The 11,686-nt window shown below is 67.5% G+C and carries 11 protein-coding genes; 7 read left to right on the plus strand and 4 right to left on the minus strand.

The window, feature by feature from the left end; translation table 11 throughout:
• Positions 1–79 precede the first annotated feature (79 nt).
• Both JZ792_RS18890 and JZ792_RS18895 read right to left on the minus strand, forming a co-directional pair.
• Positions 80–910: a siderophore-interacting protein gene (locus tag JZ792_RS18890; RefSeq protein WP_216911820.1), complete on the minus strand. Its 831-nt coding sequence runs from the start codon at positions 908–910 to the stop codon at positions 80–82.
• A 108-nt stretch (positions 911–1,018) separates the two neighbouring features.
• A complete protein-coding gene (locus JZ792_RS18895; RefSeq protein WP_216911822.1) occupies positions 1,019–3,298 on the minus strand; it encodes a nuclease-related domain-containing protein in 2,280 nt (759 codons plus the stop codon).
• Positions 3,299–3,662: 364 nt separating this feature from the next.
• Between JZ792_RS18895 and JZ792_RS18900 the strand changes: the two genes are divergently transcribed.
• Positions 3,663–3,917, plus strand: a complete 255-nt coding sequence (locus tag JZ792_RS18900; RefSeq protein WP_109526324.1) for an excalibur calcium-binding domain-containing protein — start codon at positions 3,663–3,665, stop codon at positions 3,915–3,917.
• A 54-nt stretch (positions 3,918–3,971) separates the two neighbouring features.
• Here JZ792_RS18900 and JZ792_RS18905 read toward each other — a convergent pair whose 3' ends face one another.
• Positions 3,972–4,835, minus strand: coding sequence for a DUF5753 domain-containing protein (locus JZ792_RS18905; RefSeq protein ID WP_216911824.1), 864 nt, complete (start codon positions 4,833–4,835; stop codon positions 3,972–3,974).
• Positions 4,836–5,035: 200 nt separating this feature from the next.
• Here JZ792_RS18905 and JZ792_RS18910 point away from each other — a divergent pair, with 200 nt between their 5' ends.
• The 5 genes from JZ792_RS18910 (at position 5,036) to JZ792_RS18930 (ending at position 9,521) form a co-directional block, all read left to right on the plus strand.
• A complete protein-coding gene (locus JZ792_RS18910; RefSeq protein WP_216911826.1) occupies positions 5,036–5,314 on the plus strand; it encodes a hypothetical protein in 279 nt (92 codons plus the stop codon).
• A 1-nt stretch (position 5,315) separates the two neighbouring features.
• On the plus strand, positions 5,316–5,786 hold the full coding sequence (locus tag JZ792_RS18915; RefSeq protein WP_216911827.1) for a DUF4254 domain-containing protein: 471 nt from the start codon (positions 5,316–5,318) through the stop codon (positions 5,784–5,786).
• 114 nt (positions 5,787–5,900) lie between these two features.
• Positions 5,901–6,362 carry a hypothetical protein gene (locus JZ792_RS18920; RefSeq protein ID WP_216911829.1) on the plus strand — a complete coding sequence of 154 codons (462 nt, stop codon included), beginning with the start codon at positions 5,901–5,903 and terminating at the stop codon, positions 6,360–6,362.
• A 124-nt stretch (positions 6,363–6,486) separates the two neighbouring features.
• Complete coding sequence (locus JZ792_RS18925; RefSeq protein WP_216911831.1) at positions 6,487–8,685, plus strand: elongation factor G-like protein EF-G2; 2,199 nt, start codon at positions 6,487–6,489, stop codon at positions 8,683–8,685.
• Between the two features lie 92 nt (positions 8,686–8,777).
• Positions 8,778–9,521 carry a DUF4191 domain-containing protein gene (locus tag JZ792_RS18930; protein ID WP_109526330.1) on the plus strand — a complete coding sequence of 248 codons (744 nt, stop codon included), beginning with the start codon at positions 8,778–8,780 and terminating at the stop codon, positions 9,519–9,521.
• A gap of 11 nt (positions 9,522–9,532) precedes the next feature.
• Here the strand turns inward: JZ792_RS18930 and JZ792_RS18935 are convergent, their stop codons facing one another.
• A complete protein-coding gene (locus JZ792_RS18935) occupies positions 9,533–9,985 on the minus strand; it encodes an RDD family protein (RefSeq protein ID WP_216911833.1) in 453 nt (150 codons plus the stop codon).
• A 252-nt stretch (positions 9,986–10,237) separates the two neighbouring features.
• Between JZ792_RS18935 and glnA the strand changes: the two genes are divergently transcribed.
• Complete coding sequence (gene glnA / locus JZ792_RS18940) at positions 10,238–11,674, plus strand: type I glutamate--ammonia ligase (RefSeq protein WP_216911835.1); 1,437 nt, start codon at positions 10,238–10,240, stop codon at positions 11,672–11,674.
• Positions 11,675–11,686 lie beyond the last annotated feature (12 nt).

Consider the following 11,686-nt stretch of genomic DNA (forward strand, 5'->3'; position numbering starts at 1 on the left):
TCTGAGCCCCGCCCGGCAGATCGAGCCTGCCGAGAACCGCGGAGCCCAATCCGTGAAACGGTCGGGCTTCTTCCGCGGATCAGCTCGGTGCGGCCTTGCCGAAACGCCAGTAGCCGGTGAAGGTGATGTCGCCCTTGGGGACTCCGCGGTCGTTGGCCAAATGCCTGCGCGCGCCGGTGGCCAGACTCTGTTCGCCCGCGACGAAGCCGTAGACGCCGGAGGTCGGTAGGTCGGATTCGCGGACGGTGTCCAGGGCGAGTTTGCCGACCGCGTCGTCCGGATTCTTTCGCGTCAGCCAGTGCACCTGCACGCCCTCGGGCGCGTCGAGTTCTTGAACGTCGTCGGCGGTGGGGATCTCGATGTAGGCCGCGCCACGCAGGTCGCGCGGCGCCGAGCGCAGCACACCCGCGAGGGCGGGCAGCGCGCTCTCGTCACCCACGAGCAGTGACCAGTTCGTGTGCTCGGGCGGCTGGTACATGAGGCCCTCGTCGAACAGGCCGACCGGCGTCCCGGTGCTCACATTGTTCGCCCAGGCCGAGGCGGGGCTGTCGTCGCCGTGGGAGACGAAGTCGATATCGATCTCGGGATGGTCGCCGTATTCTCCGGAACCCGCCGGACGGAAATCGCGCACCGTGTAGTTGCGCACCAAGGGACGGGAGTCCTTGCTCATCATCAGGTATTGGGCATACCAGAGGTTGTTCGCGACGGTCGGCAGTCGTAGTTCGCTCTGCTGCTCCCTGCGGAGGAACAGGCGAAACCACTGGTCGTAGCCCATGGCGGTGAAATCGTGCAGGTCGGGACCTCCGACGGTCACCCGTACGAAATTGGTGCTGATTCGCTTCGACGTCAGGGTCTCGGCGGACCGGATCCGCCGCGCCTCCGGCTTGACGTACTTCACGCGCTTGGCCATGTGTTTAGGTTAGCAAACCCTAAGTACGTTTGTGCAGGTGCCGGGTGCCGCAGTTGGAAGAGCTCGCCGATACCGGCGAGCGTGTCCCGGAGGTGTGCCCGAATGCGGTCAGCAGCTCGTCGGGAGCGGAAAGCACACCGCGGGCAGCGATATCGGTGACCGGCCCGGCGTCTCCGCGCCGGGCGGACCGACGACTTCGGCGTTCTGGTTCTGCTGGGCCGGTGGGGTCACCGAAGCCCCCTCTTCGGCGGCTCCCGTGGAGACGATGACCCAGATCGCGCCGACGCTCAACGCGATGACGGCGAGCGCGGCGAGTTGCTGCGGGAAACGGTCGCCCAGTTTCAGGCTCGGCATACGGGTGGGGACGTGGTCGCGGATCGTGGTCACCGCGGCGTGAAGTGGGTTCGTGGAACGATTTTCGGGTTCGACGACGGTCACATTCCTGCGCAGGAACCGCGGCTCGTCGACGGGTGCGGACACATCCGCGAGCACCGGACGGGACGCGCGGACAGGCAATGAGGCATCCACGTGCGGCCCGCGGGTGGACGGTTCCGCGACCGTGCGCACCGGGGTCGGCGGGTCGACAGCCCGGTACGCGAACGGTGGAGCTCCGCTCGGCCGGGCGACATTCCCGTACGCGGGCAGGGGCTCGTTCGGCTCCGGCCGGACCGGGACGGTCCTGCGCGGCAGGGGCGCGGGGCGGACGTCGTCGATCCACGACGTCCATCGGTCGGTGAACTCCGACGCCGGGTGAGCGGTCGGGGACGGATCGACCTCGGCCTCGGGTGCGCTCTCGCGGAATTCCCCCGACGTTCCGGTCGACCGGGCGGGCTCGATGGGTGCGGGCGGCGTCGGGCTCTTGTCGAGGACGAGCGCACGTACATCGTCGGAATCCGGCTCCGGGTGACCTCGCTGGACGTCCACCGGGGGCGGGGACGCCAAGGCGTCGTCATCGGGCGGAATCCAGGGCGGACGCACATAGGTGGATGGCACTCGTGGAACCGGCGACGAGTCCGTGTCGGGATCCGGCGCTATCCACGGCAATTGATGGTCGGCCCGAGGCGACAGCGAATGGGGCGGACGCTGACCGCCCGATTCCGGCAGACGCCGTGGTTCGAGATCCGTGGGAATGTCCTCCAAGCCGTCCGGATACGGCGAGGCGCCGGGACGAACAGGTGGTGCGGTATCCGGGTCGGACCCACTCGGCCCGTGTTCTGTCCCGGTGGGCGGATGATCGGCCACGCCGGATTCGTCTGCTTCGTACGGCGCGGGAGACCCCGGTGGCGGCGAGTCGGTACGGCCCGATACCGCGTACGCCAATGGAGCGACGTAATTCAGTACCCCCTCGATCGGCGCTCGGACACCGGATTCGTCGGCCCGGTCCGTGACGACGACCAACTGCTCCGACATCGCCGCCTGCGAGGAATCCCGCTGCTGGACGGCCGACGGTGTCGCGAGCGCGGTATCCACGGTCGACGCGGAGCTCGCGAGCCGGTGTGCGGGTGATTCCGGCATCCGTGCGACGTCGACCGCCGCGGACGCGTATTCGACCATCGGCGAATCCGCCGGGGCCGTGGTCACCGGTGTGGCACCGACCTCGGCGTCCTGCGCGGCAGTGCGGCGAGCGAACTGTCCGGACAGGTGATCCGGATATGCCTGCGCGACAGCGGCACCCGACACCTCGGTCACCGATTCCTCCCGGCCCGCGACCGATTCGCCACTCACCGCGGCCGAGCGCTGGACGCGTCGACCGGTCGCCGATGGAAACCCCTCGGCCAGAAGGTCTTCGACCGTGAGCTGATCGCCGATGTTCATATCGACCAACAGCGCGTGCACCGCCTCCGCCGTCCACAGCAGTTTGCGATTCGAGGTGCGGTGCAACCACGCCCGCAACTCCCCCGGTGTGGATCCGAGGACGACACCGCAGCCGTGCTGCCGCGATTCGACCTCGAGGGTGATGGTCGATTCCCAGGACGGAACGACGACGATCAACCCGTCCACGTAGGCGTCGGGGTGGTGTCCGCGCACCAGCGTCTTGAGGTTGAACACATTGTTCGTCACCTGGTCGAACGGGCTGGTGTCGTTGTCGCGCACGTGGATCGGGTCGCCCTCGAAGCCCGACAGCCGCCAGCGACCGTCGGCCTGTACCGACAGCACGCCCGAGGTCGCGTCGGGAACCGTGCCCTTGACCTCGATCACGACCACCGCGCGCGGCGTGATGACGACGAGGTCGGCTTCCTGGGTATCGCCCTCGCGGTGTCTCTCGGGGACATGACATCCCGAGATCGCAAGGCCGACAATGATGTATTGACCCGTCCAGGTCCGCATCCAGTCGAGAACTCGCTGTTCGGATCGCGGCAGGGCCGCCCGTTCGTTGATGACCAGCATCGGCGGTCACCCTCCATCACGCTCGCACAATCGACCAGTCGACAGTATCCGGCGCATGAACGCGCGGAAAACCCGAAAGGCACTGTAAGAGCAGGGCATTGGCATCACAAAGTCGGGTGTGGCGCAGTGTGAGAGTTGACACAGCACCGCACGGGATCCGATGCCGGGAATCGAGGTTCAGGGGGCATCCCGATGATTGCCCACCGACGCGTTCCCGTGCCGACACCGCCGCGGGGCTCCGCGCGGATCACGCGGTGAGCTGCGGCGCGTGTCGATCGTTCGCTCGACAGCGGCCCGGTTGCCCGGTCGATGCCCGCGCCGCTGTGCCACACTGTCCCCCGCTGTAAATCTCGAATGGAGCACTATGCGATTCACTGCCGCCCTCGGCGCTTCCACCCTTGCCCTGGGCTTCGCCCTCACCGCGACCGGCGCGGCCACCGCCGCACCCGAGTCCGGCTGCCACCCCTCCTACACCCCGTGTGTTCCGTACGCGAGCGACGTCGACTGCAAGGGCGGCAGCGGCAACGGGCCCGCCTACACCGGACGGGTACAGGTCATCGGCCCCGACGAATACGACCTCGACCGCGACGGTGACGGCATCGCCTGCGAGAAGAGCTGAGCCTCGGCGCGCGATCCGTTCCGGCACCCGCCGAACGGATCGCGCGCGACGCGACTACCCCGTCATCCCCCGCTCGATCTCCTCGATCAACGCCACCGAATCCTCCAGTTCCAGCGCCGAGGACCGCGCGCGCAGATACTGGTACTTCAACTGCTCGACGATCCTGGGTTCCTCGATCAATTCCGACCAAGTCGCCGATTCCAGTCGACCGATGGTCGGCAGCCGCTCACTCGCGAACTCGAGGACGGTGAAGGTCGCCGCATTGACCGCCGCGGCCGTGTCCACCTCGAACGGGATCACACGGATGTCGACCGTGCCCGCGAGATCCTCGATCGCCGAGACCAACGCGCGCAACTGCGCGCGCTGCACGTCGACACCGCCCACCTGCTGCATCAGCGCCGCCTGTCCCAGAACCACGGTGAGTAGCACCGGATGCTCGCCGCGCAGTCGCCGCTGTCGTTCCAGCCTGGCCCTGACCAGTTCCTCCGCCTCGGCGGGCCGCGCGGCCACCGTCGAGGTCATCAGCGCGCGGATGTAGTCCTCGGTCTGCAAAAGCGCGGGGACGACCGAACTCTCGTAACTCTTGACGTGGGTCGCGCCCGCCTCCAGCCCGAGGTAGCGCAGCGTGCCCTCGTCGAACAGTGCCGAGTACCGGTTCCACCAGCCGCGTTCCTTCGCCAGGCCGCGCAGTTCGACCAGTTCGCGCCGTTCGCCCGCGGGGAATTCGAGCAGGGCGGCGAGCTGGTCGAGTTTGTTCTCGGCGAGGACCCCTTTGTAATTGGTGGTCTGCGACCAGTAGGTGGGTCCGATGCCGAGCGTCTTCTGGATCTCGCGGGACGTGAGGCCGAGTTCGTTGACGCGCTGACGTATTCGGAGCACCAGTTCCCAACCCGCGACGGTCGGGGAGGTCGGCGCCATCGGTACTCCTCAGCTCGGTCCGGCCGCTGGGGCCCGCTCGTGCGGGAGAATACCGATATTCACGATTGTCACCTCGTGTGAATTTCAGTACTGTAGATTCACACTCTGATTCAGTGGACCCGGGGGCTGATCTGCGGGAGGGCTGAGCAGCGGACCTGAGCAGTGGTGGCACGCCGAGCATTCGGCGAGATCGGGGAACCATGTCGGTGCAGGTAGTCAATCGTGTACATGTCATCAGCGATCGGAGCGGGCACAATGCCAGAACCGTCGGGGACGGCCGGTGGGTGGTGTCGTACCTACCGGGCCGCACGGTGTCGCTGGAACAGGCCGTCGCTGCCATGCAATTCGCCGAATTCGTCTGCGAAGCAGCAGAATTCGCCCGACTCATCGGATTGACCACGCGGGAGGCAGTGTATTACGCCCTCGCCGATCCGCCGTGGCGAACAGAGACGCCGGGTGTCACGCGAAGGCGGCGCTGAGATGAGCGCGAGTCGACAACCGGGGACCCCGTCGAACCTGTTCCCCTCGAAGGAGTTGCTCCTCGATTCCTGCGCCGGTAAGCGCGGCGCGTCCCATCCGGTGCTGTGGGCGGCCGGCGAGCTGGCCCTCGCCCATACCGAATTACGAACCGCCGCGGGTCCACGCGGGGAGATCGCGATCCGTCGCACGAGCCTGGTCCGCCATATCGATCGCTGGCTCGCGGCCGAACTGCCCTCCGCGCACGGCGGGGCGCACCTGCACACCGAATCGGTTGGCGCCGTGGTCGATCGGCTCGCCCGATACAGCGTGCTCGCCCGCGGCGCGCTGACCGATCGTCATCCGGAACCGGAACTGCACCACGCCTGGCACCGGCTCTCCGAACTCGCCCTCGGCTACCGTGACCTCGCCTTCGAGGTCGGCGCGGGGTTGCGGCGAATCCCCGATCTCACCGATCCCGGGCTGACGCTCTGACCGTGCCGCGCGAATGACCGATAGGCTTACCACCCATCCGGAACGAACACCTCGGAGCAGACGACATACAGAACGATTCCTTTCCGCGACACACGAGACGTCAGGAGAGTTCGAATGAAACGTATGGCGAATATGGTCGGCGCGGTTCTCGGCACGGTGGCACTGGCCGCGGCGACGGCGGCGACATTCTCCACCGGTATCGCGCAGGCCGACCCCGGCCCGGTCTTCTTCAACGCGGGCAGCGCCAACTGCGCCATCTTCGACGACGGGACCGTCGGCTGTGACCTGGGCGGACCGGTCCCGGTGCAGTACAGCTTCCTGCCCGCAACGGTGAAGATGAACAAGATCGTCATCAGCCAGCCGTGGCTGCCCGCCCACCCCTCCACCGACCCGGGCACCCCGTACACCCTCGCGGGCGGCAATCCCGCCCTCGCGGACGTGAAATCCGGCGACGGACAGTGGGGGCCCTACGTCGAGTACGCGGGCGCGAAATGCGAGGCCGGTTTCCACGGCAGTTTCACCTGTTCGTCGAAGGGCCGGTCCTGGACCTGGTTCGCCGGGGTGATCTCGGCCTGATCCGGCGGCGCGACCGGGGCGGGGCCCCCTCCCCGGTCGCCGCCTTCCGCGGAATCGTCCACGTTCGGCATCCGATGGTGGGAAGCTCGAAGTACCGCGGTGTCGAGGCGAGGAAGCGTGACACATGGTGGACAAGACGAGTGGATCTGCCGGGGGCAACGGCAGAGTGGTGACGGTCGACCGGCCCGAACGCATTCGGAATGTGGTGCTGGTCGGTCATTGCGCGGCGGGTAAGACGACACTGGTCGACGCGCTGGCGTTGACCGCGGGGGCCGTGAATCGCGCCGGGCGGGTGGAGGACGGGACCTCCCTGTCCGATTACGACGACATCGAACATCGTCAGCGCCGATCTGTGCAGCTGTCGGTGGTGCCGATGGCCTGGGACGGCATGAAGATCAACCTGGTCGACACCCCCGGATACGCGGATTTCGTCGGCGAGTTGCGGGCCGGTCTGCGCGCGGCGGACGCGGCGCTGTTCGTCGTCTCGGCGGCCGAGGGGCCGGAGGGGGTCAGCGGGGCGACGCGGGCGCTGTGGGAGGAATGCGCGGCGGTGGGAATGCCGCGCGCGATCGTCATCACCCATCTCGACACCGCACGCGGGGATTTCGACGATATGGTGCGGACCTGCGGCGCGGTACTCGGCGGTGGGGCCGAGCACGTGCTGCCGCTGCATATGCCCGTCTACGGGCCGAAGAGTCCGGACGGACATCGCCCGGTGACCGGGCTGATCGAATTACTGCCGAATTGCGTCGTCGACTATTCCTCGGGCGCCGCCGAGCGGACCGCCCCGTCGGAGGAACAGCGCGCGGTGCTCGAGGACGCGCGTAATCGGCTGATCGAGGGAATCATCGCCGAGAGCGAGGACGAATCGCTGCTGGAGCGATATCTCGCCGGTGACGATATCGAACTCGGCACCTTGACCGCCGATCTCGAGCGGGCCGTCGCGCACGGCAGTTTCCACCCGGTGCTGTTCGGCGCGCCCGCTGTCGAAGGCGCGAAACAGGGGCTCGGCACGGTGGAACTGCTCGATCTGATCGTCGGCGGATTCCCGACACCGACCGAACACGTGGTCCGTGCCGCGCCCGCGACCAACGGCAGCGAACCGCGCCCCCTGTCGTGCGACCCGGGCGCGGCCCTGGCCGCGGAGGTGATCCGCACCGCGTCGGACCCCTACGTCGGGCGGGTATCGCTGGTCCGAGTGTTCTCGGGAACCCTGCACACCGACGACACCGTGCACGTCTGCGGGCACGGTCTGGAGGAGCGCGGGCATCCCGATCACGACGTCGACGAACGCGTCGGCTCGGTGACCGCGCCGTTCGGCAAGCGGCAGTTCGCGCTGGGGCAGGTCATCGCGGGCGATATCGCCTATGTCGGCAAACTGGGGCACGCGGAAACCGGCGACACGCTGTCGGAGACCGGGGCCCCGCTGCTCATCCAACCGTGGCCGATGCCGGATCCGCTGCTGCCCATCGCGATTCGCGCGCACGGCAAATCCGACGAGGACAAACTGTCACACGGTCTCGCCCGGCTGGCCGCCGAGGATCCGACCCTGCGCGTCGAACACAACGCGCTGACCGAACAACTGGTGCTGTGGTGTCTGGGCGAAGCGCACCGGGATGTGGCGCTCGAGCGGCTGCGGAGCCGTTTCGGCGTCCAGGTGGACGTGGTCGAGCACCGGGTGGCACTGCGCGAGACCTTCGCCGGGAAGGCCACCGCGCGCGGCAGGCATGTGAAGCAGTCCGGCGGACACGGCCAGTACGCCGTCTGCGAGATCGAGGTGGAACCGCTGCCGGGCGGGTCGGGGATCGAGTTCGTCGACCGGGTGGTCGGCGGCGTGGTGCCGCGCCAGTTCATCCCCTCGGTCGAGAAGGGTGTGCGGGCACAGGCGGCGCGCGGCGTCGCGGCCGGATATCCGCTGGTCGACGTCCGGGTGACGCTGTTCGACGGCAAAGCCCATTCGGTCGACTCCTCCGATTCGGCGTTCCAGACCGCGGGGGCGCTCGCGCTGCGCGAGGCCGCGGCCACCGCCGGAGTCGCGCTGCTCGAGCCCGTCGCGGAGGTCGCGGTCGTGGTGTCCGACGACTACGTCGGCTCGGTCCTGAGCGATCTGTCCGCGCGGCGCGGGCGGGTACTCGGCACCGAACCGCACGGTGACGGACGAACCCGGGTGCGCGCGGAGGTACCCGAACTCGCGCTGAGCCGCTACGCGATCGACCTGCGGTCGCTCTCGCACGGAACCGGCGACTTCAGCAGGAACTACGTCCGTCACGAGTCGATGCCCGCGGCCGTCGCGGCGGCGATCCGCGACGAAGCCGACCGCTGAGGTGACGGTGCGTCACGGTTACCGCTCCCGGCATCGGCGAGCAGTCCGTCCCGCCGCCGACCGGCCCCTACGCTGCCACTATCCTGGGAACCATGGCAGCAGGTAAGGGCGGCACGCAGTCCAAGGAAGCGAAAGCCGCGGCTAAGGCGGCGCGCAAACAGGCGTCGAAACAGCGGCGTCAGCAGCTGTGGCAGGCATTCCAGATGCAGCGCAAAGAGGACAAGCTGCTGCTGCCGCTGATGATCGGCGCACTCGTCGGCATCACCGCGGTGTTCCTTGTCATCGGACTGATCTTCGGCATCCTGCTGTTCCTGCTGCCGCTGGGCATCCTGCTCGGCGTCCTGGCCGCCTTCATCATCTTCGGCCGCCGGGTGCAGAAGAACGTCTACGCCAAGGCCGAGGGCCAGGCGGGCGCGGCCGCGTGGGTGCTCGACAACCTGCAGGGCAAATGGCGGGTGAACAACGGCATCGCCGCGACCACCCAACTGGACGCGGTGCACCGGGTGATCGGGCTGCCGGGCGTCGTCTTCGTCGGCGAGGGCTCCCCGCAGCGGCTCAAGTCCCTGCTCGCGCAGGAGAAGAAGAAGACCGCCCGCCTCGTCGGTGACACCCCCATCTACGACGTGATCATCGGCAACGACGAGGGCCAGGTGCCGCTCAAGGAACTACAGCGCTACCTCACGAAGTTGCCGCGCAATATCGATGTCAAGCGGATCGACCTCATCGAGGGCAGGCTGGCCGCGCTCGGCGCGCGCAGCGGACCCGCGATGCCGAAGGGGCCGATGCCCGCGGGCGCCAAGATGCGCGGTGTGCAGCGGACCATCCGCAGGCGCTGATCGCTCGGCGATCAGCGCGCGTTGACGACCGCCGTTCCCGTCGCCCGGTCGTGCATGCCGCGACCGTCGGCGTCGGTGAACAACGCCGGTACCACGAAGATCAACAGCACCTGCCTGGCCAGCGCTCGCACGAACCCGACGGGCACCGCGGCATCGACCCGCAGGACCCGCAGCCGCAGGAAGTACTGACCGGGCGTGAACCCGAACAGCGTCACCGCGGCGACACCGACCACGAACCAGATCAGCAACGGCAGATTCGCGTTCACATGACGCAGGATCAGCAGCGATATCCCGACGGCCATCAGCCAGTCGACGAACATCGCCGCGATCCGGCGACCCTGCCCCGCGATCGCCCCGGCGCCGGACTTCGGCAGGCCGAGGTGTTCGCCGGGAAACTCGGGCGTAGCCGAGTCCCCCGACTCGGCCGAGGGTCCGGAAAGCCAGCTACCGGTAATGCGCGCCATGGCTTCCAGGGTAGGCGGCGGCGACCACGGGGCCCGCACCGCATAAGGGGAGTTCAGCGTCACCGGGCGATGAACGGATGGCAGGATTACGATGCTGGACGAGCCGGGGTGAGCATCCACACCCCGCCAGCCGCACGTGTAACACTGGCGAAACACAGCCTTGATTGCCAGGAAACACCGCGTCCATAGCGTCTGGACGCGACGAACCCATGCAATCGACACTCGCTGGGAACCGATCCGTAAGGAGAACAAGTGACGTTCAGCACGGCCGACGAGGTCATCCAGTACATCAAGGAGCAGGAGGTCGAATACGTCGATATCCGCTTCAGCGATCTTCCGGGTGTACAGCAGCATTTCTCGATCCCGGGGAAGGCTTTCACCGCTGACCTCGCCGAGGAAGGGCTAGCCTTCGATGGCTCCTCCGTTCGTGGCTTCCAGTCGATCGACGAGTCGGACATGCTGCTGCTGCCGGACTTCAGCACCGCGCGCCTCGACCCGTTCCGCGCCGCCAAGACGCTGAACCTGAACTTCTTCGTGCATGATCCGTTCACCCGCGAGGCCTACTCCCGCGACCCGCGCAACATCGCGCGCAAGGCAGAGGAGTACCTGCGTTCGACCGGTATCGCCGACACCGCGTACTTCGGCGCCGAGGCGGAGTTCTACATCTTCGACTCGGTCCGCTACGACTCGACGATGAACAGCTCGTTCTACGAGATCGACTCGGTCTCGGGCTCCTGGAACACCGGTGCCAAGACCAACCCGGACGGCACCGCCAACCGTGGTTACAAGGTGCGCAACAAGGGTGGTTACTTCCCCGTCGCGCCGTACGACCACTACGTCGACCTGCGCGACAAGATCGCGACCAACCTGCAGAACGCGGGCTTCGAACTCGAGCGCGGCCACCACGAGGTCGGCACCGCCGGTCAGGCCGAGATCAACTACAAGTTCAACACCCTGCTCGGCGCGGCCGACGACCTGCAGCTCTTCAAGTACATCGTGAAGAACACCGCGTGGGCCGACGGCAAGACCGTCACCTTCATGCCGAAGCCCCTCTTCGGTGACAACGGCTCGGGCATGCACGCGCACCAGTCGCTGTGGAAGGACGGCAAGCCGCTGTTCCACGACGAGGCCGGCTACGGTGGCCTGTCCGATATCGCGCGCCACTACATCGGCGGCATCCTGCACCACGCGCCGTCGCTGCTCGCGTTCACCAACCCGACCGTGAACTCCTACCACCGCCTGGTGCCGGGCTACGAAGCCCCCATCAACCTGGTGTACTCGCAGCGCAACCGCTCGGCCGCGGTCCGCATCCCGGTCACCGGCAACAACCCCAAGGCCAAGCGCATCGAGTTCCGCGCGCCGGACTCCTCGGGCAACCCGTACCTGGCCTTCGCCGCCATGCTGATGGCCGGCCTGGACGGCATCAAGAAGAAGATCGAGCCGCTGGCCCCCGTCGACAAGGACCTCTACGAGCTCCCGCCGGAGGAGGCCAAGAACATCCCGCAGGCCCCCACCAGCCTGGCCTCGGTCATCGACCGCCTCGAGCAGGATCACGACTACCTGACCGAAGGCAACGTCTTCACCCCCGACCTGATCGAGACCTGGATCGACATCAAGCGCACCCAGGAAATCGCCCCGGTCAACCTGCGTCCGCACCCGTACGAGTTCGAGCTCTACTTCGACGTGTAGCCCTGACCTGCA

Source organism: Nocardia noduli (genome assembly GCF_019038455.1).
Taxonomy (GTDB): domain Bacteria; phylum Actinomycetota; class Actinomycetes; order Mycobacteriales; family Mycobacteriaceae; genus Nocardia; species Nocardia noduli.